A 25,462-nucleotide genomic window follows, 5' to 3' on the forward strand; every position below is an offset into this window, starting at 1 on the left:
CTGAAAGCAAAAAAATGCACTATAGGGATAACAAAATCATGTCTAAAAATGATCTCAGTTGGTTAAAATACATTACTGAAATTCAAGCAATCGCTCAAAATGGACTGAGCTACTCAAATAATGAATTTGATAAAGAACGTTATTTAAGGCTTCGCGAAATTGCTTCCGAATTTATGGCAAATTACTCGGATACTCCTCTTACTGAGATAAAACAAATTTTTTCATTAGAAAAAGGATATGCTACTCCTAAGGTAGATGTCCGTGCTTTTATTCTAAAAGATAATAAAATTTTATTGGTTAAAGAACGCTCCGATGAGCTGTGGACCTTGCCTGGTGGGTGGGCAGAAACAAATGAATCAGCATCGGAATCAGTAATTAGAGAAGCTAAGGAAGAAACTGGATTTGATGTTTCTGTAATTAGATTACTTGCATTGTGGGATAAACAAAAACATGAGCATCCGCAACAGTGGCCGCATACTTATAAATGCTTTTTTCATTGTGACATTATGTCGGGAACCGCAAAAGAAAATTTAGAAATTTCTGAAATTGATTTTTTTGATTTAACTCGCTTACCAGCACTCTCAACACCTAGAGTGACCCAAAAACAAATTATGCGTCTGTACGAACTGGTTTCCAGTTCCGATAAAACACTTTTTGATTGAACAGATGCTTGACTCTTACCTTATGTCATACATTAGCCTTGTCACCAAGGAGGAAAAACGATGAAACAATGGTATGCAAAAGAGTTTAGTCGACTGACGCAAGTTTCAGTAAGAACACTGCATCACTACGACAAAATTGGTTTACTTAAACCCAGTTTACGTCTAAGCAATCGTTATCGTTTGTACTCCGAACAAGACTTATCAAAGCTGCAACAGATTATTGCCTTGAAATTTTTTGGTTTTGAATTAGCGCAAATCAAACGACTACTTGCTCATAATGCAAACATGCTGGAAAATCTAGGCATGCAAGCAAAATTTCTGCAAGAAAAAGCAGAAACACTCCTGCAAGCGAAGCTAAAGTAACTATTTATGATGTCCTAATCCATGATGAGCAGGTGAGTAAAGAAGCTAAAGAATGGCTTAAAAAAATCTCGAACTAATCATCCTATTCAACAACGAGTATATCAAGCCAGATATGCTTGTTGTTTTTTTTCTTTAGCAAAACGCAATTAAAAGCTCATCTTTAACTCATCAGTGCAAGGAATATATAAATTAGGTATACTCTTTCCCTAACTTTCGCATACAGGAGATCTTAAAATGGCACGTGGTATAAATAAAGTCATCTTAATTGGCAACGTGGGTATTGACCCTGATGTCCGTTACTTACCTAATGGAAATGCGGTCACTACACTATCAATTGCCACAAGTGAAGCATGGAAAGATAAAGTAACAGGTGAGAAACAAGAACGGACTGAATGGCATCGCGTAGTATGCTTTAACCGTTTAGGTGAAATAGCTGGGGAATACGTACGCAAAGGCTCTAAACTCTACATTGAAGGTAGTTTAAGAACTAGAAAGTGGCAGGATCAACAAGGCCAAGATAGATACACTACTGAGATTGTAGCTAATGACATTCAAATGCTCGACAGTAAAGGAGCCGCCGCATCATCCAGCTTTGATGAGATACCACAAGCCCAATTTACACCACCAAGCAATCCCAATGCGGGAAGACAACAACCGGTGCAAGTACCACAAGATGCTTTTGATCAATTGGATGATGATGTTCCATTTTAACTTCATTTGGATCTAAGCTGTCATATTGTCTATTGCTGCCCTTATCGATAAGGGCGCTATAATTTTCGTTTAACAGTTTTTAAAATAACTGTAACCTGTTGCGCAGTGGAGCCGCGACGTAGAAATACTATCTCTGTTTATAATCTAAATTAAGACATCAATCTTTTTTTATAAATGATATATGACCTGTTCTTTCCAGATATGCAAAAAGCACTTTATCCAAAGAAGAAGTATGTATTTGTTGACGCATTTGTTCCTCTATATCTTTTTTGGTGATATTTAAGCTTTGTAATACGTTCTTTTGAAGATGACCATTTTTTATAAGAAGATGACGTTTTCCCTTAAATATGCGTTCAAATATTAAAGATTTTCTAGTACATATAGCTAATATTTTATGCGTCAATATCAAACCAATTAAACCAATAGTTGTAGACATCAAAGTAGCCGGGCCATTTATTCCTCTGCTAATTAATCCACCAGAAATCACAATAATTAACAGATCAAATGAGTTGTTTAATTTAAACCGTCGATCACCAAATCGAATCAAAAGTGTACCAATTACTAATAACAATATAGCTCTTATAAACACATAAACTAGATTTTGATCTTCATTGACTAAATAAGCATAGAAAAGCATCCATTATCTCCAGATCGATAAAGTTATTAATTATTTTCCATAAACAAGATTACTTTTCAAATATTAGCTTTGCCAAATTACCTTGTAAAACCTCTTAAAAGATGACCTATATATAAGCCCTGACAAGGAAATTATCATTAGACCCCTTTCAAAACACTCCTGCGAAGGAGGGCTGTTTCATCGATACGATGCGCAAATCCTTATGGGACTTCGTTACACTCCAGTTCTACAGCTGTTATCACGCATTTCTTGCTTTGCAGCGAGTGACGAAAGAGGTCTATTATAATCATAAACCAAACTACAATTGACTTATTAACTGCTAAGAAGTAGAGGTTCTATAATACTGTCATACTAAACCATTTAAGTGAAACATAATGAAATTCACTTTTCAAATCCATATCGATGAGTCAAAGTGTATTCCATATGAAAAAAGCTTGAAAAGAAACCTTAGAAAGCTATTAGTGACTTACAATTGAGGTAACCATGGACAAAGTTAATTTGGTTGAAAAATTTAAACTCTTTAATGAGTACTGGGCTCCACGCATTGTTGGAGAACTAAATGGTCAATATGTCAAACTTGCAAAATTCAAAGGAGAGTTTATGTGGCATAGCCATGCAACTGAAGATGAGCTTTTTATGGTCATAAAAGGTATGCTCAAAATTGAACTTAAAGATAAAATAGTTACTTTAAAAGAAGGTGAGTTTTATATTGTACCCAAAGGCGTAGAACATAAACCTGTAGCAGATGAAGAAGTACATGTCATCTTATTAGAACCAAAATCAACAGAGCAAACAGGCGGTATCGAGAGTGATTTACTTGTGGATAAGCAACCATGGATCTAAAAAATAAATAAAACTTATCGCCATTTGCTTTGTTAAAAACGTAGCCTGGGTGAAGCGCAGCGGAACTCGGGGGGATTCTCAACGCAAAACCCGAGTTCCGCTGCGCTTCACCCAGGCTACAATCTAATTTTCTTCAAAACAAAAAACCCGCAAAATGCGGGTTTTTAGATTTGAACAGCTGAATTCACTCTTCAGTATCATCACTAGCAACAGGTCGATCTAATAACTCAACTATTGCCATAGGTGCATTATCGCCGTCTCTATAACCACACTTGATAATACGTACATATCCACCAGGACGTTCAACAAAACGCGGACCTAAATCTTTAAATAATTTACCAACAGCAGATTTAGATCTTAGAATATCAAACGCATGACGACGTGTAGCAACTGAATCAACCTTTGAAACAGTAATTAAAGGTTCAATATAACGTCGCAAATCTTTAGCTTTAGGCAAAGTTGTTTTAATCAACTCATGCTCAATTAAAGAGCAACACATATTTGCAAACATAGCCTTTCTGTGGCTACTTGTACGGCCAAAACTTCTGCCTGAATTACGGTGACGCATAACCAAAACTCCTAAACTTTATTCGCCAAGATTTGCTGGCGGCCAATTCTCAAGTTTCATACCAAGCGATAATGAACGTGAAGCTAAAACATCCTTAATCTCAGTTAAAGATTTCTTACCTAGATTAGGAGTTTTTAAGAGTTCATTTTCAGTTCTTTGTACTAAATCGCCGATATAATGAATATTTTCTGCTTTCAAGCAATTTGCAGATCGAACAGTTAACTCTAAATCATCAACAGAGCGTAATAGAATAGGATCAAAATCATTGCGTTCTTTATTATCAGACCGAGACTCTTCAAATTTCATGTCAACAAAAGCATGAAGTTGTCTTTGAAGAATACTAGCAGAGATCCGTATTGATTCTTCAGCATCAATAGTTCCATTAGTTTCTAACTCAATAGTTAACTTGTCGAGGTCAGTACGGTTTTCTACACGAGCACTATCAACATAGTAAGCCACTTTCTTAACTGGAGAGAAACTATTATCAATTTTAAGCTTCCCAACAGATTTTCTTTCTACTTCATCATCGAAATGTCTAATAAATGAATCAGTACTGTGGAAACCAATTCCTCGCTCAACTTTCAAAGTCATATTCAATTTGCCTTTTTCATTCAAATTAGCAATGACCAGCTCTGGATTAATTATTTCTAATCCATGAGTCAGCTGAATGTCTCCAGCAGTAACTTGACAAGGACCTTGTTTGTTCAATGTTACAGTGGCGTCTTCACCAACTGACATTTTTATTGCAACTAACTTCAGGTTCAGTAATATATCAACAACATCTTCCTGCACGCCTTCAATTGTGCTGTACTCATGCAGAACACCGTCAATTGAAGCTTCAGTAATTGCACTTCCAGGCATTGATGATAACAAAATACGTCTCAAAGCATTGCCGAGAGTATGACCAAAGCCACGCTCCAAAGGCTCTAAAACTATTCTAGCTTTATAGGGCGATTCTGCCTGGACCTTAAGAACATTAGGTGTCAACATTTCATTGATTTCAGTATACATTCAGCTATTTCTCCGAGCTTACTTAGAGTAAAGTTCTACAACTAAGTTTACGTTGTAGTCTGAAGATAAGTCAGTTAACGTTGGTGCTGTAGAGAATGTCCCTTTGCAAGAAGAAGAATCTACAGTAATCCAATCACATGGAGCTCTTTGTTCGGACAAAGCTAAAGCTGCTTGAATACGGCCTTGGCTTCGTGCTTTTTGACGAACAGATATAACATCTCCAGGTTTTACTAAGAAAGATGGAACGTTAACTATATTATCATTAACAAGTATGGCTTTGTGTGTAACAAGTTGTCGTGCTTCAGCACGTGTACTTGCAAAACCCATACGGTACACAACATTATCCAAACGTCTTTCAAGTAAAGACATCAGGTTTTCGCCTGTAGCACCTTTCATACGAGCAGCCATTTTGTAATAGCCACGGAATTGCTTTTCAAGAACGCCATATAGTCTTCTAATTTTTTGTTTCTCTCTAAGCTGAATTCCATAACCATTCAGGCGTGGTTTTTTATCACCATGTTGTCCAGGTAACTTTTCAGATTTACATTTGGACTTGTGATCACGGACACCACTTTTAAGTAATAAATCACAACCTTCACGACGTGATAACTTACATTTTGGACCAAGATATCTAGCCATTAATTACTCCTGAGTCTTATACACGACGTTTTTTAGGTGGTTTACACCCGTTATGAGGTATACCAGTAACATCGGTAATTTCAACAATTTTAAAATCCTGTGATATTAATTCACGAATAGTGGACTCTCTTCCAGGTCCGGGACCATGAACAAATACAGCCACAGATTTCATACCGTATTCTTTCGCAACAGCAGCAGCACGCTCAGTAGCAACCTGTGCAGCATAAGGGGTGCTTTTTCTTGATCCTCTAAATCCTGAACCACCAGATGTTGCCCAGCATAGCGCATTACCTTGTCTATCAGTAAAGGTAACTATAGTATTATTAAAAGATGCATGAACGTGCACAATACCATCTGATACAACACGTTTTGCCTTTTTGCGTACTTTTTGTTGTTTTGACTTTGTTATTGCCATCTTACTTTCCTACATGAAAAATCAAACGGTAGTGCCTTTTCTGCGACCTTTTCTCGTACGAGCATTAGTTTTCGTACGTTGTCCTCGCAATGGCAACCCTCTTCTGTGTCTTAGACCACGATAACATCCTAGATCCATAAGGCGCTTAATGTTCATTGTCACAACACGACGCAAATCACCTTCCACTGTTATTTTTGCAATTTCTGTTCTCAAAGACTCAAGTTGAGCATCAGTTAGTTCTGATACCTTTTTTGAAGGTTCAATACCAACTGCTGAACATAATTTCAAGGATGTAGGTTTACCAATACCATATATTGCTGTTAAAGCAATCACAACATGTTTGTGATCAGGTATATTTACTCCTGCAATACGAGCCATTAACTTCTCCGAACGTTATTTGTTCTGTCGAAAGGGACAGAAGAATACTATTTTTATAAAATTAAATCAAGCGGATATTAACCCTGCTTTTGCTTATGTCTGGCATCTTTACAAATAACCCGTATAGTGCCACTTCGTTTAATAATCTTGCAATTGCGACAAATTCGCTTTACAGATGCTCTTACTTTCATTCCTAACTCCGATAAAGATCATAAAAGACCAGGTAATTTGGTGCCTTTAAAATTAGCCTTTTTCATTAAAGAATCATATTGCTGCGTCATTAAATGAGCTTGTACCTGAGCTACAAAATCCATAATAACAACTACAATAATCAGCAATGACGTTCCTCCGAAATAAAAAGGGACATGCCATGTATACATCAAAATCTGAGGCAAAAGACATACAAGAACCAAATAAATCGCGCCAACTAGTGTCAAGCGGGTCATTACACCATCAATATATTTAGTTGTTTGTTCACCTGGTCTAATTCCAGGAATATATGCACCAGATTTTTTTAAATTATCAGCAGTATCTTTGGGATTAAACACCAAAGCTGCATAAAAGAACGCAAAAAATATAATAGCTACAGCATACACAATTAAATACAAAGGCTGCCCAGGGGATAGAGCCATTCCAACATCAGCTAACCACCCCAAACCTTTAGTATGTGAGAAAAATTGCGCCAAAGTTGCAGGTAATAATATGATGCTGGACGCAAAAATAGGAGGTATTACTCCAGACATATTGATCTTCAAAGGTAAATGGCTTGTTTGTGCAGCATATACCTTTCTACCTTGCGTTCTTTGCGCATAATTAACTCTTATACGCCTCTGTGCACGCTCCATGAATACTACAAATCCGGTTACCACCACTACAACAGCAGCAATAATAATTAAGGTTAATGCCTGCATTTGTCCTTCTTTAACCTGTTGAAGAACTGATGCAATAGCAGTGGGCATACTTGAAACAATTCCCGAAAAGATAATTAAGGATATGCCATTACCGACACCCTTTTCAGTAATTTGCTCACCCAACCACATTAAAAACATTGTTCCGGTCACCAAGGTAACCACTGCGGTAAAGTAGAATGAGAAGTCAGCTTGTAGTGCAATTTGTTGTCCAGCTAACCAACGTGCCATCCCTAAAGACTGAAACACCGAAAGTACCAAAGTCAGGTATCGAGTGTATTGGTTTATTTTTCTACGTCCAGATTCACCTTCTTTTTTAAGTTGTTCCAATTTAGGAGAAACAACAGTAAAAAGTTGTAGAATAATAGATGCAGAAATATATGGCATAATACCAATTGCAAAAACCGTCACACGCGATAAAGCACCACCAGAAAACATATTGAATAAGCCAAATATTGTATTCTGTTGTTCATTAAAAAAATTAGCGAGCCGCGCGGGATCCAAACCAGGAACTGGTATGTGTGCTCCTAAACGATATACTAAAATGCCAAGAACAACAAACAATAATCTTGATTTCAGTTCAGCCAATCCTCCACGTGATTGGCTTGCATTATGTTTTTGGTTTTTCATAGTCATTCTTCTATGCTGCCGCCTAAACCTTCAATGGCCGAACGAGCTCCTTTAGTGACTCTTAAACCTTTAAGTTTGATGGCAGTAGTTAATTCACCAGATAAAATAACTTTTACATCCTTAATAGAATTGCTGATTAAACCTGCTTCACGCAATGTATTGAGATCAATTACTTCAGCAGACAATTTTGCAAGTTCACTGAGACATATTTGATCTACAGTTCTACCAACGCGTGACTTAAAGCCCATTTTTGGTAGACGTCTTTGAATAGGCATTTGACCGCCTTCAAAATTAATTTTATGAAAGCCACCAGCACGAGCTTTTTGCCCTTTATGACCTTTACCACTTGTTTTACCTAGTCCGGATCCTATACCACGCCCTAATCGTTTTTTGGGACGTTTTGAACCAGGATCTGGTGATAGTGAATTTAAATTCATTATACACTCTCCTCAACCAGCAATAGATAATCAACTTTATTAATAAGGCCACGAATTGCTGGGGTATCATTATGAGATACACTCGAATTAGTTTTACCTAGACCTAATTGCTTTACGATAGAAATGTGCTTTGGCTTTCTGCCTATAATGCTTTTAACCAAAGTTATTTTAATTTTCTTTTCCATAATTAGCCCGCCATAACTTCTTCAACAGTTTTACCACGCTTGGCCGCAACATAATCTGGGGTACCGATATTAGTTAAAGCTCCAATTGTAGCCCTAACAATATTGCTTGGGTTGGTAGAACCAATACTTTTAGCTAATATGTTTTGCACGCCTAAAACTTCTAAGACGGCTCTCATCGCGCCACCAGCAATAATTCCAGTACCTTCACTTGCAGGCTTCATAAATACTTTAGAAGCACCGTAGTTCCAAGTAATTTCATGAAATATAGTTGATCCAGAAAGTGGAATATAAACCATATTTTTCTTAGCTTGCTCCATTGCTTTTTGAATAGCAATTGGAACTTCTCTCGCTTTACCTCTACCAAAGCCAACTTTACCCTTGCCGTCACCAACAACAACAAGTACCGCAAAGCCGAAAACACGGCCGCCTTTTACAACTTTAGCTGTACGATTAACCGATACTAGCTTTTCTTGGTAGCCATCTGATTTAGGTGATGATTCATCGAATGCCATAATCGTTCCTTAAAAATCTAATCCAGCTTCGCGCGCACCTTCTGCAAGGGCTTTCACTCGGCCATGATATTTATAACCAGCACGATCAAATGCAACTTGAGTAATGCCACGCTCGCTTGCACGCTTACCAAGCAGCTTGCCAACTAGGTTAGCTTGTTCTACCTTACATTTACCGGTCAGGCTTGGGCGCAATTCTTTATCGTTTGTTGAACATGATACCAATACTTTATCACCAAGCTTATCCGCTTCAATGATTTGTGAGTAAATGTGCAAACCACTTCTATAAACGACTAATCTTGCTCTGCCTGATTTACGGATCAGTGCTTTTGCTTTTAATCCACGTCGAGCACGTGAGTTCTGTTTATTCATGACTTAAACCTTATTTCTTTTTCGCTTCTTTACGAGCAATATACTCGCCAGCAAGTTTAACACCTTTGCCTTTATAGGGCTCTGGTGGTCTAAATGCTCTTATTTCAGAAGCAACTTGACCCAAAATTTGTTTATCAACACCTTTCAGCAATATGACAGTATTACTTGGGGTTTCTACTAAAACGCCTTTAGGCAAGTGGTATTCAATAGGATGAGAAAAACCTAAAGATAACGTAATTGATTTATCTTTAGACTGTGCTCTATAACCTACACCAACCAGTTCCAAGGTAACAACAAAACCTTCAGTTACACCCTTAACCATATTGTTTACTAATGCACGAGCAGTTCCAGCCTGAGCCCAAGCTCTAGGATCATTTGCAGCAGGCGCAAACTCAACATGATTAGAATCTTTATTTTTAGTTACTTTAACTAACCTATTAATTTTTTGGGTTAGTGTTCCTTTAGGCCCTTTTACAGTAATTTCACCATCACCTATTGTTATTTCAACGTTTGCTGGTTGAACTACTGGGGCTTTTGCTACTCTAGACATATTATTCCTCGCAAGTATTAAGCCACTTCACAAATGACTTCGCCACCAACGCCTTTCATCTTTGCAGATATATGGGTCATTATACCTTGTGATGTAGACAAAATAGCTACGCCAAAGCCAGGAACAGATGTCAAATCTTTATAAGACTTATAGACTCTCAATCCAGGCCTGCTAATTCTCTTAATCAATTCAATAACGGGTCTGCCATGATAGTATTTCAGCTTAATCGTCATTAATTTAAGATTATTATCTAATGATTCCACAAAGAAGTTTTCAATATATCCTTCTTCCTTTAAAACACGAGCAATTTCTTCCTTCAATTTAGAAGAAGTTAACGTTATTTGCTGATGCTTTGCTTGTTGACCATTTCTAATTCGGGTCAGCATATCAGCAACTGGATCATGCATACTCACAATCGTTCTCCAATTAAAAAATTACCAGCTAGATTTTCTTCCGCCAGGTATATTACCAACCATTAGTTGTTGCCTTAAGCAAATTCTACAAAGAGCAAACTTACGATAAACTCCATGTGGACGGCCACATTGCTGACATCGTGTTTTAAAACGAACAGGATTTGAATTAACAGGCAATTTAGCTAACTTTAACTGGCTATCCATAATTACCTGAAAATCATCAGATGATTTAATCAATTTTTTCAATTCGTTTCTGCGTCTACTGTACTTATTTACTAGCTTGCTACGCTTTAACTCTCTCATGAGCATTGATTTTTTAGCCACAATTTCACCCTTATTTTTTATCTCTATCTTTCAATGGAAGGTTAAAGGCTTCTAATAAAGCTTTAGCTTCTTCATTTGTTTTAGCACTTGTAGTAATACAAATATCTAAACCACGGATACCATCTGTTTTATCGTAATCAATTTCTGGAAATACGATTTGTTCATGTATCCCCATACTGTAATTACCAGTTCCATCAAAAGATTTAGGATTTAAACCACGAAAATCTCTCACACGCGGTAAAGTTACGGAAACCAGTCTGTCTAAAAACTCATACATACGTTGACGTCTTAGTGTTACTTTACAGCCTATTGGCCAACCTTCCCTAATTTTAAAACCAGCAATAGATTTTCTTGCTTTAGTAACAACAGGCTTTTGTCCAGCAATTAGAGTCATATCCTCAACTGCATGGTTCATCACCTTTTTATCACCAACAGCTTCGCCAACACCCATATTCAAGGTGATTTTAAGCAACTTTGGAACTTCCATAACGCTGGAATACTTGAACCGTTTCATCATCATAGGGATGATTTCTTTTTTATAAAATTCATTAAGTCTTGCCATTTCAATCACCTAATTAAACACGGTCAATTATTTCATTGTCAGATTTAAAGTATCTAACCTTCTTACTTATTCCGTTACTCTCAATAAACTTAAAGCCTACTTTATCTGCTTTCTTTGTATTGGGATTATAATGAGCAACGTTAGAAACGTGTACTGGCGCTTCAAGGGTAATAATACCACCCTTGCTTTCTGGTTTTTGTGGATTAGCCTTAACATGTTTTTTGATTAAGTTTCCACCTTCAACAACCACACCACTTTCAGTCACACGTAGGACTTTACCTCTATGACCTTTACTTTTACCGGCAATTATAATTACATCATCGCCTTTCTGAATACGTTTCATATCTAAATCCTTCTCACAAAACTTCTGCAGCCAGAGATATTATTTTCATAAATCTCTCTCGTAGCTCGCGAGTAACAGGGCCAAATATACGAGTACCAATTGGCTCGTTTTGGTTATTTAACAGTACTGCAGCGTTACCATCGAAACGAATCAAAGAGCCATCGTCTCTACGAACGCCTTGTGCTGTACGAACAACTACTGCTTTCATCACAGCACCTTTCTTTACTTTACTTCTGGGTATTGCATCTTTAATACTTACTTTGATTACATCACCTACACGTGCATATCTACGGTGAGAACCGCCAAGCACTTTAATACACATAACCTTACGTGCTCCGCTATTGTCAGCCACTTCGAGCACTGTCTGCATTTGGATCATTTTTTACTCCAGCTCTGATTTCGACCAGAAAAAGGTTGCTGATTATATCAGGCCTTTTAGGGTTTTAAAAGTAAATCAACAGGGTTGATTAAGAAATTACTTCGACTAATACCCAGCTTTTTGTTTTAGAGAGTGGTCTTGACTCACGGATTTTTACTATGTTACCAATTTTACATACTTGATTTTCATCATGCGCATGCAATTTAGATCGACGTTTCATAATTTTTCCATACTTTGGATGTTTAACAGAACGTTCAATCATCACAACTATGGTTTTATCCATTTTGTCACTAACTACTTTTCCAACCATTGTTCTGGCATTTGATTCACTATTAGACATGTCACTTACCTGCCTTTTCAGTCAACATTGTTTTTACTCTTGCCACTGACTTACGCACCATGGTGATGAGATGTGTTTTATCTAGTGAGCCACTTGCTTTCTTCATTCGCAAATTTAATTGTTCTTTACGCAATGAAAGCAATTCATTTTGCAGTTCTTCTACTGATAAACCGCGTAATTCATCAATCTTTTTCATTACATCACCTTCCTTTCTTCAAATATAACCTTGAAAGGAAGTTTTGCTTTAGCCAGATCAAAAGCTTCCATAGCAAGCTCTCTGGACACACCTTCCATTTCAAATAAAACCTTACCTGGTTGTATTTGAGCAACCCAATATTCAACGCTACCTTTACCCTTACCTTGTCTTACTTCCAAAGGCTTTTGTGTAATAGGCTTATCTGGGAATACTCTAATCCAAATTTTACCACCACGTTTAATATGACGTGTCATTGCTCTTCGCGCTGCCTCGATTTGTCTTGCTGTTAAACGACCACGCTCAAGCGCTTTCAAACCAAATTCACCGAAGCTGATATTGCTACCGCGTAAGGCTAAACCTCTGTTACGGCCTTTCATCTGTTTTCGGTATTTTGTACGTTTAGGTTGTAACATGATTCTTAATCCTCACTCACTGGGCAACGTCAGAAGATCTTTTCTTTTGCGGGAGAATTTCACCCTTGAAGATCCAGACTTTTACACCAATAATACCGTAGGTAGTTTTAGACTCCGCTGTACCATAATCAATATCAGCTCTGAAAGTATGTAAAGGTACGCGACCTTCCCTATACCATTCACTACGAGCAATTTCAGCACCACCTAGTCTACCACTAACACAAATTTTAATTCCTTTAGCGCCTGCTTTAAGAGCTGAAGTTACTGCACGTTTCATAGCACGTCTAAACATAACACGCTGCTCTAACTGTTGCGCGATTCCTTCAGCAACAAGTGTTGAATCAAGTTCAGGCTTTTTAATTTCTTCAATATTAAGATGAACAGGTACACCTAATTTATTAGAAATTTCATTACGCAGAGTCTCAATACCACCACCCTTTTTACCGATGATCACACCAGGTCGTGCAGTTTGTATTGTAACAACAGCATTATTAGCAGGACGCTCAATGAGAATCTTGCTTACTGCAGCTGCCATAAGCTTCTTTTTCAGTTCAGTACGTAATTTAATATCTTGAATTAAAAATTCAGCGTATTTTTTGCCTGCGAACCATTTAGAGTTCCAGTCTTTAATAATACCAAGGCGTATGCCTATAGGGTTAACTTTTTGTCCCATTGCTATTCCTCGTCAGACACTTTTATCGTGATATGGCAGGTACGTTTGCAAATTCTGTTTGCACGTCCTTTAGCTCTGGGACTAATACGTTTTAAAGTCATTGCTTCATCAACGCAGACCATACCTACTTTTAAATCATCAATATCTGCACCATTATTATTTTCAGCATTTGCAATTGCAGACTCTAATAATTTAAGCATTAATTGAGCACCTTTTTTTGGTGTAAACTTGAGGACATCAAGTGCACCAGATACATTCATATTTCGTATCATATCTGCTACCAATCTGCCCTTCTGAGCGGATAAGGGAGCACCTTTTAACTTTGCTGTAACTTCCATCATATCCTCTTATTTGCCTTTAGCCTTTCTGTCACCAGAGTGGCCTTTGAATGTACGAGTCATGGCAAACTCACCTAATTTATGACCAACCATATTATCTGTTATGTAAACAGGAATATGATCTTTGCCGTTATGAACAGCAATTGTTAAGTCAATCATTTCAGGAACGATTGTTGATCTTCTTGACCAAGTCTTAATTGGTTTTTTAGATTTTGATTCAATTGCAGCTTCTACTTTGGCAATCAAATGATGGTCAACAAAAGGACCTTTTCTTATAGAACGAGCCACTTGATATCCTCTCAATAATTATTTCTTCTTACGTCTTCTGACAATAAAATTATCAGTACGCTTATTACTTCTGGTTTTGTAACCTTTAGTAGGTACGCCCCATGGTGACACCGGATGACGTCCACCAGAAGTACGGCCTTCACCACCACCATGTGGGTGATCAACTGGGTTCATAGCTACCCCACGAACTGTTGGGCGAATACCTCTCCAGCGTTTTGCTCCAGCTTTTCCTAATGCACGTAAACTATGTTCACTATTACTGACTTCACCAATTACTGCTCTACAAAGAACATGTATTTTACGCATTTCGCCAGAACGAAGTCTTAATGTTGCATAAATACCTTCTTTAGCAACAATTTGTCCGCTTGCTCCAGCACTTCTTAATACCTGGGCACCTTTTCCTGGTTTCATTTCAACACAATGAATTGTAGTACCAACAGGAATATTTTTTAATGGAAGACAATTACCAATACTAATAGGTGAATCAGCACCGCTAATAACTGTATCACCAACCTTTAAATTGGCTGGTGCAATAATATACCTTCTTTCACCATCTTTATAAACAATTAATGCGATTAATGCAGTACGATTTGGATCGTATTCAATACGCTCAACACGAGCCTCAATCCCATCTTTATTACGTTTAAAATCAATGATGCGATATTGATTACGTTGACCACCACCGATATGTCTTACAGTAATTCTACCTTGGTTGTTACGTCCGCCAGTTTTTTTCAGTTTTTCAACTAAAGCCGCATGTGGCTTTCCTTTATGAATATGGTGGTGAACCACACGTAATTCGCCACGTTTTCCTGGCGATGTAGGTTTAGATTTTAATAGTGCCATCTTAATCTGCCTTATTCGGTAGCTGTAAAGTCAATATCTTGATCAGCATGAAGAGTTACAAATGCTTTTTTCCAATCACTACGCTTTCCGCTTGTTTGTTTAAAACGCTTTGTTTTTCCCTTCACATTGATAACAGATACATTTTTAACTTTAACGTTAAATATATTCTCTACCGCTATTTTAATTTCATTTTTAGTTGCAGTTTTCAATACTTTGAAAGTAAACTGTTTCAGCTTGTCAGCTATAACAGTGGCTTTTTCAGAAGTATGTGGTTCACGTAGAACCATCAACAATCTTTCAGCGTTCATTGTAACTGTTCCTCAATTTTTTTAATTGCAGCTTCTGTAACAACAACCTTCTCAAATCTGAGTAAAGAAACAGGATCTATAGTTGTAACGTCGCAGATATCATAATCAATTAAGTTTCTTGAACCAAAATATTCATTCTCACCAACTTCACTCATTACTATAAGTGCATTATTAATATTTAGTTGGTTCATTTTGCTAACAAAATCTTTAGTTTTTTTGCTTTCACATTGGAAATCACTAACAACAACCAAGTTCCCAGTGCGACAAAGTTCGGAGATTATACTACGTAATGCACGTTTGTACATTTTTTTATTAATTTTTTGTGAATAATCTCTTTTTTTAGAAGCAAAGGTTACCCCACCGCTTCGCCATAGTGGACTTCTTATAGTACCTGCTCGAGCACGTCCAGTACCTTTTTGATTCCATGGCTTTTTACCGCCACCCCGGACTTCAGAGCGAGTTTTTTGGGCGCTATTACCACTACGAGCGTTATTCATATAAGTTACTACAGCTTGATGAATCAAACCTTCATTATAACCATATGCGAATACTTCTTGGTTCAGTATTAATTTTGAATTTGTATCTATAGTAGTAATTTCCATCACTCACCTCGCACTTGCTTTTTAACTGCAGGCTTAATCTCAACTCGTGAGCCAGGAGCACCAGGTATTGCACCTTTGATAAGAAGTAAATTTCTTTCTGCATCTACGCGCACTAATTCAAGGCTTTGAACGGTACAACGAACATTACCTAAATGACCTGCCATTTTCTTACCTTTGAACACACGTCCTGGAGTTTGGTTTTGACCAATAGAACCAGGAACACGATGCGATCTGGAGTTACCATGGGTAGCATCTTGTGTTCTAAAATTATATCTTTTAACTGTTCCGGCAAAACCTTTACCTTTAGTGATTCCAGCAACATCAACAAATTGTCCAGCCGCAAAAACATCCGCAACTGTGATTACTTGACCTGCTTTAAATGCATCTTCTGAATCAACTAAAAACTCAACAGACATATCACCTGCTTCAATTTCAGCTTTTGCAAAGTGACCTGTTAAAGGTTTATTAACTTTACTTGCTTTTTTTGTACCGCCTGTTAATTGAACAGCGGTGTAACCATCAGTTTCTTTAGTTTTAACCTGGGAAACTCTATTAGGGTGAACTTCAACAACAGAAACTGGAACTGAAACTCCATCTGCCATGAAAACCCGCGTCATACCGATTTTACGGCCTAATAAACCGATCATCATTCTAACACCTCTTTAATATCCTTCACCCTAACACTTAGTCATCAAGGCTTATCTGAACATCAACCCCAGCAGCCAGATCCAACTTCATCAATGCATCTACTGTTTTTTCAGTTGGATGAACGATAACGACCAGGCGTTTATGAGTACGTAATTCATATTGATCTCGAGCATCTTTATTAACATGCGGTGAAGTCAATACAGTAAATTTCTCCTTACGGACAGGCAACGGTATTGGCCCACGAACTTGTGCGCCAGTACGTTTTGCTGTCTCTACAATTTCTCGAGTTGACAAGTCAATCAACCGATGATCAAAGGATTTTAATCTTATTTTAATGTTTTGATTGTTACTCATTCTAATTACTCGATAATTTTAGCGACAACACCGGCGCCTACAGTACGGCCACCTTCCCGAATTGCGAAACGTAAACCTTCATCCATCGCAATAGGTGCATGCAGGTGAATGGTCAATTGTACGTTATCACCAGGCATTACCATTTCCACCCCAGATGGAAGATCACAGGTTCCAGTTACGTCTGTCGTTCTGAAATAAAACTGTGGTCTGTATCCATTGAAGAATGGTGTATGTCGTCCACCTTCTTCTTTTGATAATACGTATACTTCTGCTTCAAATTTTGTATGAGGCTTAATTGTGCCTGGCTTAGCTAATACCTGGCCACGCTCAACTTCATCACGTTTGGTTCCACGTAATAACACGCCAACGTTGTCACCAGCTCGACCCTCATCCAACAACTTACGGAACATTTCAACGCCTGTGCAGGTGGTTTTTTGAGTGTCACGAATTCCAACAATCTCAATCTCTTCACCCACTTTAACGATACCACTCTCTACGCGTCCGGTTACTACTGTGCCTCGTCCAGAAATAGAGAAGACGTCTTCGATTGGTAACAAAAATGCTTTATCAATGTTACGTACTGGCTCAGGTATGTAGGAATCCATAGTCTCAACCAATTTCTCAATCGCTTTAACTCCGATATCACTGTCATCACCTTCTAATGCTTTCAATGCAGAACCAACAACAATCGGAATATCATCGCCAGGAAAATCGTAACTGCTTAATAAGTCACGTACTTCCATCTCAACCAACTCTAACAACTCAGGGTCGTCTACCATATCTGCTTTATTCATGAACACAACAATATAGGGTACTCCTACCTGACGTGATAACAATATGTGTTCACGTGTTTGTGGCATTGGACCATCCGCCGCTGATACTACAAGTATCGCTCCGTCCATTTGCGCCGCACCGGTAATCATGTTCTTAACATAGTCAGCATGTCCAGGGCAATCTACGTGCGCATAGTGTCTGTTTGCTGATTCATATTCTACGTGAGCTGTAGATATTGTAATACCTCGCTCCCGCTCTTCGGGTGCTGCATCAATCTGGTCATACGCTTTGGCTGTGCCACCAAATTTCTTTGCCATAATTGTGGTAATAGCCGCAGTTAATGTAGTCTTACCGTGGTCTACGTGACCAATCGTGCCAACGTTTACGTGTGGCTTCTTACGCTCAAATTTTTCCTTCGCCATTTCAATAACCTCGTTTTAACTTTTTATTGTTTCTTAATAATTGCTTCAGCAATGTTATTTGGAGCTTCAGCATACTTAGAAAATTCCATAGTATATGTTGCTCTTCCTTGGGTAGCAGAACGTAAATCGGTTGAATAACCAAACATCTCTGCAAGTGGTACTTCAGCTCTAACAATTTTTCCTGCTGGTGAATCTTCCATGCCCTGCACAAGACCACGACGTCTATTAAGGTCGCCCATAACATCGCCCATGTAGTCTTCAGGAGTAACTACTTCAACACTCATAATTGGTTCAAGTAAAACTGGTTTGGCTTTTAATGCACCTTGTTTGAAACCCATTGATCCAGCAATTTTGAACGCCATTTCACTAGAATCTACTTCATGGAATGAACCATCAAACAAGGTTACTTTAACGTCTACTACTGGATATCCAGCAATAACGCCATTTTGCATTTGCTCTTGAACCCCTTTATCAACAGCTGGTATGTATTCTTTAGGAATAACACCACCAACAATTTCATTGATAAACTCATAACCTTTTCCAGGCTCTTGAGGTTCAATTTTCAACCACACATGTCCAAATTGACCGCGTCCACCAGATTGTCTAACAAATTTACCTTCTTGTTCCACTGTTTGTTTCAGTGTTTCACGATAAGCAACTTGAGGCTTACCCACATTGGCTTCCACATTAAACTCACGCTTCATGCGGTCAACAATAATTTCCAGATGAAGTTCACCCATACCTTCAATAATCGTTTGTCCTGATTCTTCATCTGTATGTACTCTGAATGATGGGTCTTCTTGAGCTAATTTACCAAGAGCAATACCCATTTTTTCTTGGTCTGCTTTAGTTTTTGGCTCAACAGCAACTGCGATTACCGGATCTGGAAAGTCCATTCTTTCTAGAATGACAACACTTTCAGTATCACATAAGGTATCACCTGTTGTTACTGTTTTTAGTCCAACAGCGGCAGCAATATCTCCTGCCCTTACTTCTTTAATTTCTTCACGCGAGTTTGCGTGCATCTGTAATAAACGACCTATACGCTCTCTCTTTGCCTTCACTGAGTTGTAAACTGTATCACCACTCTTTAAAACACCTGAGTATGCTCTAAAGTAGGTTAAAGTTCCAACAAATGGATCTGTAGCAATTTTAAAAGCTAAAGCAGAAAATGGTGCATCATAACTTGTTTTACGAGAAGCGGGTTCCCCATCTTCATCTACACCTTGAACGTCAGGAATATCAGTCGGGGAAGGTAAATATTCAATTACACCATCTAAAACTGCTTGAACACCTTTATTTTTAAAAGCTGAACCACAAAAAACCGGAACAATTGTGTTGCTTATTGTTAGTTGCCGCAACGCTTTTTTGATCTCTTCTTCGGTAAGTTCTTCACCTTCAAGATATTTTTCCATCAGCTCTTCAGTTGCTTCTGCAGCAGCTTCAATAAGTAGAGCGCGATATTCTTCACATTGTTCTTTGAGATCTTCAGGCACTTCTTTATATTGGAATGTCATACCTTTATTTTCTTCATCCCAATGAATTGCCTTCATTTTAATGAGGTCAATAACCCCTTTAAATTCTTCTTCTGCACCAATAGGTAATTGAACAACGACAGGATTTGAACCCAATCTTTGCTTAATTTGGGCTACTACACGAAGGAAGTTTGCCCCCATCCTATCCATCTTATTAACAAATACGATACGTGGTACACCATATTTGTTTGCTTGACGCCAAACAGTCTCTGACTGTGGTTCCACACCAGATACTGAGTCGAACACAACAACAGCACCGTCAAGTACACGTAATGAACGCTCAACCTCAATCATGAAGTCAACGTGTCCTGGGGTATCAATAATATTAATACGATGAGGTTCAAATTGCTTGTCCATCCCAGACCAGTAGCAAGTTGTTGCTGCTGAGGTAATGGTAATGCCACGCTCTTGCTCCTGAACCATCCAGTCCATTGTTGCAGCGCCGTCATGAACTTCACCAATTTTATGAGACATACCCGTATAGTACAGTACACGCTCAGTTGTGGTAGTTTTTCCAGCATCAACGTGCGCTGCAATTCCTATGTTTCTATATAGTTTTAATGGAGTAGACACGGATTACCCTCTCTCTCTTAGTTCCATCTAAAATGCGCAAACGCCTGGTTAGCTTTTGCCATCTTATGTGTATCTTCACGTTTTTTCACTGCGGAACCTTTGCTTTCATAAGCGTCCATCAGTTCACCGGCTAGGCGTAACATCATACCTTTTTCACCACGAGTACGAGCAGCTTGAACGATCCAGCGCATACCCAAAGCAATGCTGCGATCTGTTCTTACTTCAACTGGAACTTGATATGTAGCACCACCAACTCGACGCGAACGAACTTCCACGCTTGGGCGAACATTATCCAAAGCATTTTCAAAGTAGCGAAGAACAGTAGCTGAACCACTTGCAGAACCTGATTCACCTTCGTCTTCATCTGCTTTTTTAAGCTTCTTTACGCGCTCTTCTAAAACAGATAAAGCACCGTATATTATTTTTTCAGCAGTAGACTTTTTACCACTGACCATTAACACGTTAATAAATTTTGCTAACAATTCACTATGATGTTTAGGATCTGGCAAAATTTCTCTTTTAGGGACTTCTCTTCTTCTAGGCATTTCAATTTCCTACAATCAGTTATTTTTTATCTTTTGGTTTTTTAGTACCGTATTTCGAACGGCCTTGTTTACGATCATTAACACCTGATGTATCCAAGCTACCGCGTACCGTGTGATAACGCACCCCAGGTAAATCTTTAACACGACCACCTCTAATAAGAACAACTGAGTGTTCCTGAAGGTTATGGCCTTCTCCACCAATATATGATGAAACTTCAAATCCATTGGTTAAACGTACACGAGCAACCTTACGCATAGCTGAGTTAGGTTTTTTAGGTGTAGTAGTGTAAACGCGTGTACACACACCGCGTCTTTGTGGACATGATTCCAGCGCTGGTACGTTACTTTTCTTCTTTACGTCCACACGAGGCTTTCTTACTAACTGATTAATAGTAGCCATTTATACTTAACTCCGATCTGTCTCTTTTGATTATTTCGAATGCATAAGGAGGCCGGATTCTATATAGCCACGGCAGATTTGTCAAGTTTAATCTGCCGTTTTTTCGAATCCGAACTAGTGTTCTTGATTGTCTGCGTTTAATGCTTCACTTAACGCATGCTCAACATCACTTGCAGTAACAGTATGCACTGGGTGCTCACCGGCTGCAGCCTTAGCTCTTTTTGCCTTACGGCCTTGATGATATGCATAACCTGTTCCTGCAGGAATCAAGCGCCCAACCATCACGTTTTCTTTTAATCCACGTAAATCATCAACTTTACCACTTACAGCAGCTTCAGTTAGTACTCTTGTTGTTTCTTGGAACGAAGCAGCAGAGATAAATGACTCAGTTGCCAATGACGCTTTTGTAATACCTAACAATATAGGTGTACCTCTAGCGATTTGTTTTTCCTCAGCCATAAGCTTGTCATTTTCTTGCAATAAGACGCTTTCTTCTACTTGCTCACCTACTAAGAATTTTGAATCCCCAGCAAAAGTAATAACTCGTTTACGCAGCATTTGTCGTACGATTACTTCAATGTGCTTGTCATTAATTTTTACACCTTGTAGACGATATACATCTTGTACCTCATTTACGATATAGTTCGCTAATGCACCAACACCCAACAATCGTAATATATCATGTGGATTAAGTGCACCTTCAGCGATAATCTCACCACGCTCAACATGTTCGCCTTCGAAGACAGAAATATGTCTCCATTTTGGTATCAATTCTTCATGACATTGATCTTCAGAAACATTAATAAGTAATCTTCTCTTACCTTTTGTTTCCTTACCAAAACTAACCATTCCCGAAACTTCAGCCATAACTGCTGAATCTTTAGGTTTACGCGCTTCAAATAAATCAGCTACTCTTGGTAGACCCCCTGTAATATCGCGAGTTTTGGAACGCTCTTGAGGGATACGTGCGATAACATCTCCGATTCCCACATGGCTGCCATCCTCAAAATTAACGATAGCATCTACAGGCAGATAATATTGGGCAGGAACATTAGTACCAGCAAGATAAATATCTTCACCATTTTCAGTAACTAGTTTTACCATAGGTCGTAAATCACGACCTGCGGCACTGCGTTGTTTTGCATCGATAACTACAATATTACTCAAACCGGTTAATTCATCAGTTTGTCGGTTCATGGTAATACCATCGATTAGGTCGACGAATTTCAAATAACCACTTACCTCAGAAATAACTGGGTGAGTATGCGGATCCCAAGTTGCAATAACTTGTCCAGCTTCCACAGGTGAATTATCATGCACTGAAATTACCGCACCATAAGGTAGCTTATAACGTTCACGCTCACGTCCGAACTCATCAACTATTGTTACTTCACCAGAGCGCGATACAGCAACCAGATTTTTATTTTCATGCGTTACTGTTTTAATGTTATGTAAACGAATAACCCCTTTGGTTTTAATCTGAATATTATTTGCTGCTGTGGCTCTTGATGCAGCACCCCCAATATGGAAAGTACGCATTGTTAACTGCGTTCCAGGCTCACCAATTGATTGGGCAGCAATAATACCTACAGCTTCCCCGGTATTAACAAGATGACCTCTTGCCAAATCACGGCCATAACACTTAGCGCATAATCCAAATCGAGTTTGACACGTAATCGGTGAACGAACCATGATTTGGTCCACGCCTTGTTTTTCCAGCTTTTCAACCCACTCTTCATCCAATAATGTTCCTGCAGTAACCACAGGCTCGCTTTGGTTAGGAATGTAAACATCTGAAGCAACTACCCGTCCTAATACACGCTCATGTAGGGGCTCAACAATATCGCCACCTTCAATCAGAGGTTGCATTAAAATACCAGTATTAACACCACAATCGTCTTCAGTTATCACTACATCTTGCGCCACATCAACTAAACGTCGTGTTAAGTAACCGGAATTAGCTGTTTTTAGCGCCGTATCTGCCAGACCTTTTCTCGCTCCGTGCGTTGAAATAAAGTACTGGAATACGTTCAGACCTTCACGGAAGTTAGCAGTAATTGGTGTTTCAATAATCGAGCCATCTGGTGCAGCCATCAATCCACGCATACCAGCAAGCTGTCTAATTTGCGCTGCAGAACCCCTAGAGCCTGAATCAGCCATCATGAAGATTGGATTGAATGATTCTTGTCTAACCAGATTACCTTTTGCATCACGAGCTTCTTCAGTTGCTATTTTGCTCATCATGGATTTAGCAACTAATTCGTTTGTTCTGGACCAAATATCAATTACTTTGTTGTAACGTTCGCCATTGGTTACCAAACCTGAACGGAATTGAGATTCAATTTCACGAACTTCATTATCAGCATGCTCAATAATACTGGCTTTATCATCAGGTATTTCCATATCTTCAATACCAATTGATACGCCAGAACGTGTCGCATACTTAAAGCCTGTATACATTAACTTATCAGCAAAAATTACAGTTTCTTTCAAACCGAAATTTCTATAGCAACTATCAATAACCTTCGAAATAACTTTCTTGGTCATGGTACGGTTTATCGTTGCAAAAGTCATACCTTTAGGAAGAATCTCGGCAAGAATAGCGCGACCAACTGTAGTTTCCACCAGATGATGTCCATCCCCGTCGTCCTTAGGCATGCGGATTTTAATTTTAGCATGGATATCAAGATGTCCTGACTCGTAAAAATTCTGAGCTTCCTGCGCACTGACAAAAATCTTCCCTTCACCTAATGCATTAACTTTTTCTCGAGTTAAATAATATAACCCGAGTACAACGTCTTGGCTGGGAACAATAATTGGCTCACCACTCGCAGGTGATAAAATATTATTGGTAGACATCATTAATGAGCGCGCTTCTAATTGTGCTTCCAAAGTCAATGGCACGTGAACGGCCATTTGGTCACCGTCAAAGTCCGCGTTATATGCAGTACAAACCAAAGGATGCAATTGTATCGCTTTACCTTCAATCAGTACCGGTTCAAATGCTTGAATACCTAGTCTATGCAATGTGGGTGCACGGTTCAACAGGATAGGATGCTCACGAATAACATCGTCTAAAATATCCCAAACAACTGACTCTTCACGCTCTACCATTTTTTTGGCGGCTTTAATTGTTGTAGCCAAGCCTCTAAATTCGAGTTTGCTGAATATGAATGGTTTAAATAATTCAAGAGCCATTTTCTTTGGAAGACCGCACTGATGCAGTTTCAAAGTCGGACCAACCACAATTACCGAACGTCCTGAATAGTCTACACGCTTACCTAACAGGTTTTGACGGAAACGACCTTGCTTTCCTTTAATCATATCTGCTAAGGATTTGAGTGGTCTTTTGTTTGTACCTGTAATCGCACGGCCACGACGCCCGTTATCCAGAAGCGCATCCACTGATTCCTGCAACATTCTCTTTTCATTTCGCACAATAATATCAGGTGCATTCAGATCAAGAAGACGCTTCAAACGATTATTTCGGTTAATAACACGTCGATACAAGTCATTCAAATCAGATGTGGCAAAACGACCGCCATCTAATGGAACTAAAGGTCTTAAATCTGGTGGTAGAACAGGTAATACATCCATGATCATCCATTCTGGCTTATTGCCAGAATCATAGAATGCTTCGAGTAACTTTAATCTCTTCGTGATTTTCTTAATTTTTGTTTCAGAACTTGTAGTTGGTAATTCTTCACGCAAGCTCTTGATTTCTTCTTCCAAATCAACTTGACGAAGTAAATCGCGAATGGCTTCAGCCCCCATTCGTGCATCAAACTCATCACCATATTGTTCCATTGCATCAAGATATACTTCATCATTCAGCAATTGGCCACGTTCAAGTTCTGTCATTCCTGGATCGACGACAACAAACGCTTCAAAATAAAGAACACGTTCAATGTCACGTAAAGTCATGTCAAGTAATAAACCAATTCGGGAAGGTAATGACTTCAAAAACCAGATATGTGCAACTGGACTTGCAAGTTCAATATGTCCCATACGTTCACGACGTACTTTAGCCAGTGCAAGCTCGACACCACATTTTTCGCAGATAACGCCTCGATGCTTGAGTCGCTTATATTTACCACATAAGCACTCGTAATCTTTTACTGGACCAAAGGTTTTGGCACAAAATAAGCCGTCGCGCTCAGGCTTAAATGTACGGTAATTAATTGTTTCGGGTTTTTTTACTTCACCATATGACCATGAACGAATTAGCTCAGGAGAGGCTAACGCAATTTTAATTGCGTCAAACTCTTCACTTTGTCCCTGTTGCTTAAGGATGCCGAGCAAATCGCTCATTACAGGTGCTTTTCTCATTGGTTCATTCATTGGATCGTCGTTTAGAGTACTCAAGTC

The 25,462-nt window shown here is 38.7% G+C and carries 37 protein-coding genes and 1 pseudogene; 4 read left to right on the top strand and 34 right to left on the bottom strand.

The window, feature by feature from the left end; translation table 11 throughout:
- Positions 1-38 precede the first annotated feature (38 nt).
- The 3 genes and pseudogenes from DY223_RS14145 (at position 39) to ssb (ending at position 1,736) form a co-directional block, all read left to right on the top strand.
- Positions 39-662: an NUDIX hydrolase gene (locus DY223_RS14145; protein WP_058458783.1), complete on the top strand. Its 624-nt coding sequence runs from the start codon at positions 39-41 to the stop codon at positions 660-662.
- A gap of 60 nt (positions 663-722) precedes the next feature.
- Positions 723-1,007: pseudogene (locus DY223_RS14150) on the top strand (MerR family transcriptional regulator); the annotation flags it as partial.
- 252 nt (positions 1,008-1,259) lie between these two features.
- Positions 1,260-1,736 carry a single-stranded DNA-binding protein gene (gene ssb, locus DY223_RS14155; RefSeq protein WP_058458785.1) on the top strand — a complete coding sequence of 159 codons (477 nt, stop codon included), beginning with the start codon at positions 1,260-1,262 and terminating at the stop codon, positions 1,734-1,736.
- Positions 1,737-1,893: 157 nt separating this feature from the next.
- On the opposite strand, the gene DY223_RS14160 is transcribed toward ssb, so the two are convergent.
- Positions 1,894-2,373 (bottom strand): DUF421 domain-containing protein, encoded by a 480-nt coding sequence (locus DY223_RS14160; protein WP_058458786.1) that lies wholly within the window; start codon positions 2,371-2,373, stop codon positions 1,894-1,896.
- A gap of 483 nt (positions 2,374-2,856) precedes the next feature.
- Between DY223_RS14160 and DY223_RS14165 the strand changes: the two genes are divergently transcribed.
- Positions 2,857-3,216, top strand: coding sequence for a cupin domain-containing protein (locus DY223_RS14165; protein ID WP_058458787.1), 360 nt, complete (start codon positions 2,857-2,859; stop codon positions 3,214-3,216).
- 184 nt (positions 3,217-3,400) lie between these two features.
- On the opposite strand, the gene rplQ is transcribed toward DY223_RS14165, so the two are convergent.
- From rplQ to rpoC, 33 genes are all read right to left on the bottom strand, one after another.
- A complete protein-coding gene (gene rplQ / locus DY223_RS14170; RefSeq protein WP_058458788.1) occupies positions 3,401-3,784 on the bottom strand; it encodes a 50S ribosomal protein L17 in 384 nt (127 codons plus the stop codon).
- 18 nt (positions 3,785-3,802) lie between these two features.
- A complete protein-coding gene (locus DY223_RS14175) occupies positions 3,803-4,795 on the bottom strand; it encodes a DNA-directed RNA polymerase subunit alpha (protein ID WP_058458789.1) in 993 nt (330 codons plus the stop codon).
- Between the two features lie 18 nt (positions 4,796-4,813).
- Positions 4,814-5,434 carry a 30S ribosomal protein S4 gene (gene rpsD, locus DY223_RS14180; protein ID WP_058458790.1) on the bottom strand — a complete coding sequence of 207 codons (621 nt, stop codon included), beginning with the start codon at positions 5,432-5,434 and terminating at the stop codon, positions 4,814-4,816.
- Positions 5,435-5,450: 16 nt separating this feature from the next.
- Positions 5,451-5,849 (bottom strand): 30S ribosomal protein S11, encoded by a 399-nt coding sequence (gene rpsK / locus DY223_RS14185; RefSeq protein ID WP_003633055.1) that lies wholly within the window; start codon positions 5,847-5,849, stop codon positions 5,451-5,453.
- 21 nt (positions 5,850-5,870) lie between these two features.
- Positions 5,871-6,227, bottom strand: a complete 357-nt coding sequence (rpsM, locus tag DY223_RS14190; protein ID WP_019233380.1) for a 30S ribosomal protein S13 — start codon at positions 6,225-6,227, stop codon at positions 5,871-5,873.
- Between the two features lie 77 nt (positions 6,228-6,304).
- Positions 6,305-6,418 (bottom strand): 50S ribosomal protein L36, encoded by a 114-nt coding sequence (rpmJ, locus tag DY223_RS14195; protein WP_010946099.1) that lies wholly within the window; start codon positions 6,416-6,418, stop codon positions 6,305-6,307.
- A gap of 18 nt (positions 6,419-6,436) precedes the next feature.
- Positions 6,437-7,765, bottom strand: coding sequence for a preprotein translocase subunit SecY (gene secY / locus DY223_RS14200; RefSeq protein ID WP_058458791.1), 1,329 nt, complete (start codon positions 7,763-7,765; stop codon positions 6,437-6,439).
- Between the two features lie 2 nt (positions 7,766-7,767).
- Complete coding sequence (rplO, locus tag DY223_RS14205; protein ID WP_058458792.1) at positions 7,768-8,202, bottom strand: 50S ribosomal protein L15; 435 nt, start codon at positions 8,200-8,202, stop codon at positions 7,768-7,770.
- Positions 8,202-8,387 (bottom strand): 50S ribosomal protein L30, encoded by a 186-nt coding sequence (rpmD, locus tag DY223_RS14210; protein WP_019233377.1) that lies wholly within the window; start codon positions 8,385-8,387, stop codon positions 8,202-8,204. The genes rplO and rpmD overlap by 1 nt, the downstream gene beginning before the upstream one ends.
- 2 nt (positions 8,388-8,389) lie before the next feature.
- Positions 8,390-8,899, bottom strand: coding sequence for a 30S ribosomal protein S5 (rpsE, locus tag DY223_RS14215; RefSeq protein ID WP_019233376.1), 510 nt, complete (start codon positions 8,897-8,899; stop codon positions 8,390-8,392).
- A 9-nt stretch (positions 8,900-8,908) separates the two neighbouring features.
- Positions 8,909-9,268 carry a 50S ribosomal protein L18 gene (gene rplR, locus DY223_RS14220; protein WP_058458793.1) on the bottom strand — a complete coding sequence of 120 codons (360 nt, stop codon included), beginning with the start codon at positions 9,266-9,268 and terminating at the stop codon, positions 8,909-8,911.
- Between the two features lie 10 nt (positions 9,269-9,278).
- Positions 9,279-9,818 carry a 50S ribosomal protein L6 gene (gene rplF / locus DY223_RS14225; protein WP_058458794.1) on the bottom strand — a complete coding sequence of 180 codons (540 nt, stop codon included), beginning with the start codon at positions 9,816-9,818 and terminating at the stop codon, positions 9,279-9,281.
- 17 nt (positions 9,819-9,835) lie between these two features.
- On the bottom strand, positions 9,836-10,225 hold the full coding sequence (gene rpsH / locus DY223_RS14230) for a 30S ribosomal protein S8 (protein WP_202972288.1): 390 nt from the start codon (positions 10,223-10,225) through the stop codon (positions 9,836-9,838).
- 27 nt (positions 10,226-10,252) lie between these two features.
- Positions 10,253-10,555, bottom strand: a complete 303-nt coding sequence (rpsN, locus tag DY223_RS14235; RefSeq protein ID WP_058458796.1) for a 30S ribosomal protein S14 — start codon at positions 10,553-10,555, stop codon at positions 10,253-10,255.
- Positions 10,556-10,565: 10 nt separating this feature from the next.
- Positions 10,566-11,117 (bottom strand): 50S ribosomal protein L5, encoded by a 552-nt coding sequence (rplE, locus tag DY223_RS14240; protein ID WP_058458797.1) that lies wholly within the window; start codon positions 11,115-11,117, stop codon positions 10,566-10,568.
- A 13-nt stretch (positions 11,118-11,130) separates the two neighbouring features.
- The gene (gene rplX / locus DY223_RS14245) at positions 11,131-11,460 is read right to left on the bottom strand and encodes a 50S ribosomal protein L24 (RefSeq protein ID WP_058458798.1); all 330 of its coding nucleotides are present in this window, start codon (positions 11,458-11,460) and stop codon (positions 11,131-11,133) included.
- A gap of 13 nt (positions 11,461-11,473) precedes the next feature.
- On the bottom strand, positions 11,474-11,839 hold the full coding sequence (gene rplN, locus DY223_RS14250; RefSeq protein WP_006872243.1) for a 50S ribosomal protein L14: 366 nt from the start codon (positions 11,837-11,839) through the stop codon (positions 11,474-11,476).
- An 88-nt stretch (positions 11,840-11,927) separates the two neighbouring features.
- Entirely contained in the window at positions 11,928-12,179 is a 252-nt protein-coding gene (gene rpsQ, locus DY223_RS14255) for a 30S ribosomal protein S17 (protein WP_019233369.1), read from the bottom strand.
- Between the two features lies 1 nt (position 12,180).
- Entirely contained in the window at positions 12,181-12,375 is a 195-nt protein-coding gene (gene rpmC / locus DY223_RS14260) for a 50S ribosomal protein L29 (RefSeq protein WP_019233368.1), read from the bottom strand.
- Positions 12,375-12,788, bottom strand: coding sequence for a 50S ribosomal protein L16 (gene rplP, locus DY223_RS14265; RefSeq protein ID WP_003633085.1), 414 nt, complete (start codon positions 12,786-12,788; stop codon positions 12,375-12,377). Before rplP ends, rpmC begins: the two co-directional genes overlap by 1 nt.
- A gap of 16 nt (positions 12,789-12,804) precedes the next feature.
- On the bottom strand, positions 12,805-13,461 hold the full coding sequence (gene rpsC / locus DY223_RS14270; protein WP_058458799.1) for a 30S ribosomal protein S3: 657 nt from the start codon (positions 13,459-13,461) through the stop codon (positions 12,805-12,807).
- Positions 13,462-13,463: 2 nt separating this feature from the next.
- On the bottom strand, positions 13,464-13,799 hold the full coding sequence (rplV, locus tag DY223_RS14275) for a 50S ribosomal protein L22 (RefSeq protein WP_010654827.1): 336 nt from the start codon (positions 13,797-13,799) through the stop codon (positions 13,464-13,466).
- Positions 13,800-13,808: 9 nt separating this feature from the next.
- Positions 13,809-14,087, bottom strand: a complete 279-nt coding sequence (gene rpsS, locus DY223_RS14280) for a 30S ribosomal protein S19 (RefSeq protein WP_010654828.1) — start codon at positions 14,085-14,087, stop codon at positions 13,809-13,811.
- Between the two features lie 18 nt (positions 14,088-14,105).
- On the bottom strand, positions 14,106-14,933 hold the full coding sequence (gene rplB, locus DY223_RS14285) for a 50S ribosomal protein L2 (RefSeq protein WP_058458800.1): 828 nt from the start codon (positions 14,931-14,933) through the stop codon (positions 14,106-14,108).
- A gap of 11 nt (positions 14,934-14,944) precedes the next feature.
- The gene (rplW, locus tag DY223_RS14290; RefSeq protein ID WP_058458801.1) at positions 14,945-15,241 is read right to left on the bottom strand and encodes a 50S ribosomal protein L23; all 297 of its coding nucleotides are present in this window, start codon (positions 15,239-15,241) and stop codon (positions 14,945-14,947) included.
- Complete coding sequence (rplD, locus tag DY223_RS14295; protein ID WP_058458802.1) at positions 15,238-15,843, bottom strand: 50S ribosomal protein L4; 606 nt, start codon at positions 15,841-15,843, stop codon at positions 15,238-15,240. The genes rplW and rplD overlap by 4 nt, the downstream gene beginning before the upstream one ends.
- Entirely contained in the window at positions 15,843-16,493 is a 651-nt protein-coding gene (rplC, locus tag DY223_RS14300; RefSeq protein ID WP_058458803.1) for a 50S ribosomal protein L3, read from the bottom strand. Before rplC ends, rplD begins: the two co-directional genes overlap by 1 nt.
- Before the next feature lie 34 nt (positions 16,494-16,527).
- Positions 16,528-16,845 carry a 30S ribosomal protein S10 gene (gene rpsJ, locus DY223_RS14305; RefSeq protein ID WP_019233361.1) on the bottom strand — a complete coding sequence of 106 codons (318 nt, stop codon included), beginning with the start codon at positions 16,843-16,845 and terminating at the stop codon, positions 16,528-16,530.
- 5 nt (positions 16,846-16,850) lie between these two features.
- Positions 16,851-18,041, bottom strand: a complete 1,191-nt coding sequence (tuf, locus tag DY223_RS14310) for an elongation factor Tu (protein WP_058458804.1) — start codon at positions 18,039-18,041, stop codon at positions 16,851-16,853.
- Positions 18,042-18,064: 23 nt separating this feature from the next.
- Complete coding sequence (gene fusA, locus DY223_RS14315) at positions 18,065-20,149, bottom strand: elongation factor G (RefSeq protein WP_058459061.1); 2,085 nt, start codon at positions 20,147-20,149, stop codon at positions 18,065-18,067.
- A gap of 17 nt (positions 20,150-20,166) precedes the next feature.
- A complete protein-coding gene (gene rpsG / locus DY223_RS14320; RefSeq protein ID WP_058459060.1) occupies positions 20,167-20,694 on the bottom strand; it encodes a 30S ribosomal protein S7 in 528 nt (175 codons plus the stop codon).
- A gap of 19 nt (positions 20,695-20,713) precedes the next feature.
- Positions 20,714-21,094, bottom strand: a complete 381-nt coding sequence (gene rpsL, locus DY223_RS14325; RefSeq protein ID WP_010654837.1) for a 30S ribosomal protein S12 — start codon at positions 21,092-21,094, stop codon at positions 20,714-20,716.
- Between the two features lie 114 nt (positions 21,095-21,208).
- Positions 21,209-25,405, bottom strand: coding sequence for a DNA-directed RNA polymerase subunit beta' (rpoC, locus tag DY223_RS14330; protein ID WP_165483274.1), 4,197 nt, complete (start codon positions 25,403-25,405; stop codon positions 21,209-21,211).
- Positions 25,406-25,462: the final 57 nt, after the last annotated feature.

It is taken from the genome of Legionella bozemanae (genome assembly GCF_900450575.1).
In the GTDB taxonomy this organism is placed as follows: Bacteria; Pseudomonadota; Gammaproteobacteria; order Legionellales; family Legionellaceae; genus Legionella; species Legionella bozemanae.

Bases quoted from the DNA above. Each gene is read 5' to 3' on its own strand.
- rpsC (WP_058458799.1), bottom strand. From the start codon at position 13,461: ATGGGACAAAAAGTTAACCCTATAGGCATACGCCTTGGTATTATTAAA.
- rpmD (WP_019233377.1), bottom strand. From the start codon at position 8,387: ATGGAAAAGAAAATTAAAATAACTTTGGTTAAAAGCATTATAGGCAGA.
- rplQ (WP_058458788.1), bottom strand. From the start codon at position 3,784: ATGCGTCACCGTAATTCAGGCAGAAGTTTTGGCCGTACAAGTAGCCAC.
- secY (WP_058458791.1), bottom strand. From the start codon at position 7,765: ATGAAAAACCAAAAACATAATGCAAGCCAATCACGTGGAGGATTGGCT.
- rplB (WP_058458800.1), bottom strand. From the start codon at position 14,933: ATGGCACTATTAAAATCTAAACCTACATCGCCAGGAAAACGTGGCGAA.
- rplR (WP_058458793.1), bottom strand. From the start codon at position 9,268: ATGAATAAACAGAACTCACGTGCTCGACGTGGATTAAAAGCAAAAGCA.
- rpsM (WP_019233380.1), bottom strand. From the start codon at position 6,227: ATGGCTCGTATTGCAGGAGTAAATATACCTGATCACAAACATGTTGTG.
- rplE (WP_058458797.1), bottom strand. From the start codon at position 11,117: ATGGCAAGACTTAATGAATTTTATAAAAAAGAAATCATCCCTATGATG.
- rpoC (WP_165483274.1), bottom strand. From the start codon at position 25,405: ATGAGCGATTTGCTCGGCATCCTTAAGCAACAGGGACAAAGTGAAGAG.
- rpsD (WP_058458790.1), bottom strand. From the start codon at position 5,434: ATGGCTAGATATCTTGGTCCAAAATGTAAGTTATCACGTCGTGAAGGT.
- tuf (WP_058458804.1), bottom strand. From the start codon at position 18,041: ATGGCGAAGGAAAAATTTGAGCGTAAGAAGCCACACGTAAACGTTGGC.
- ssb (WP_058458785.1), top strand. From the start codon at position 1,260: ATGGCACGTGGTATAAATAAAGTCATCTTAATTGGCAACGTGGGTATT.
- rplW (WP_058458801.1), bottom strand. From the start codon at position 15,241: ATGAACGCTGAAAGATTGTTGATGGTTCTACGTGAACCACATACTTCT.
- rpsK (WP_003633055.1), bottom strand. From the start codon at position 5,849: ATGGCAATAACAAAGTCAAAACAACAAAAAGTACGCAAAAAGGCAAAA.
- rplX (WP_058458798.1), bottom strand. From the start codon at position 11,460: ATGAAACGTATTCAGAAAGGCGATGATGTAATTATAATTGCCGGTAAA.
- rpsJ (WP_019233361.1), bottom strand. From the start codon at position 16,845: ATGAGTAACAATCAAAACATTAAAATAAGATTAAAATCCTTTGATCAT.
- rplC (WP_058458803.1), bottom strand. From the start codon at position 16,493: ATGATGATCGGTTTATTAGGCCGTAAAATCGGTATGACGCGGGTTTTC.
- rpsQ (WP_019233369.1), bottom strand. From the start codon at position 12,179: ATGTCTAATAGTGAATCAAATGCCAGAACAATGGTTGGAAAAGTAGTT.
- rpsG (WP_058459060.1), bottom strand. From the start codon at position 20,694: ATGCCTAGAAGAAGAGAAGTCCCTAAAAGAGAAATTTTGCCAGATCCT.
- rpmJ (WP_010946099.1), bottom strand. From the start codon at position 6,418: ATGAAAGTAAGAGCATCTGTAAAGCGAATTTGTCGCAATTGCAAGATT.
- DY223_RS14160 (WP_058458786.1), bottom strand. From the start codon at position 2,373: ATGCTTTTCTATGCTTATTTAGTCAATGAAGATCAAAATCTAGTTTAT.
- rplF (WP_058458794.1), bottom strand. From the start codon at position 9,818: ATGTCTAGAGTAGCAAAAGCCCCAGTAGTTCAACCAGCAAACGTTGAA.
- rplP (WP_003633085.1), bottom strand. From the start codon at position 12,788: ATGTTACAACCTAAACGTACAAAATACCGAAAACAGATGAAAGGCCGT.
- DY223_RS14175 (WP_058458789.1), bottom strand. From the start codon at position 4,795: ATGTATACTGAAATCAATGAAATGTTGACACCTAATGTTCTTAAGGTC.
- rplN (WP_006872243.1), bottom strand. From the start codon at position 11,839: ATGATCCAAATGCAGACAGTGCTCGAAGTGGCTGACAATAGCGGAGCA.
- rplV (WP_010654827.1), bottom strand. From the start codon at position 13,799: ATGGAAGTTACAGCAAAGTTAAAAGGTGCTCCCTTATCCGCTCAGAAG.
- rplO (WP_058458792.1), bottom strand. From the start codon at position 8,202: ATGAATTTAAATTCACTATCACCAGATCCTGGTTCAAAACGTCCCAAA.
- DY223_RS14145 (WP_058458783.1), top strand. From the start codon at position 39: ATGTCTAAAAATGATCTCAGTTGGTTAAAATACATTACTGAAATTCAA.
- rpsH (WP_202972288.1), bottom strand. From the start codon at position 10,225: ATGCATGATCCAGTTGCTGATATGCTGACCCGAATTAGAAATGGTCAA.
- rpmC (WP_019233368.1), bottom strand. From the start codon at position 12,375: ATGAAAAAGATTGATGAATTACGCGGTTTATCAGTAGAAGAACTGCAA.
- rpsE (WP_019233376.1), bottom strand. From the start codon at position 8,899: ATGGCATTCGATGAATCATCACCTAAATCAGATGGCTACCAAGAAAAG.
- DY223_RS14165 (WP_058458787.1), top strand. From the start codon at position 2,857: ATGGACAAAGTTAATTTGGTTGAAAAATTTAAACTCTTTAATGAGTAC.
- rpsL (WP_010654837.1), bottom strand. From the start codon at position 21,094: ATGGCTACTATTAATCAGTTAGTAAGAAAGCCTCGTGTGGACGTAAAG.
- rplD (WP_058458802.1), bottom strand. From the start codon at position 15,843: ATGGAAATTACTACTATAGATACAAATTCAAAATTAATACTGAACCAA.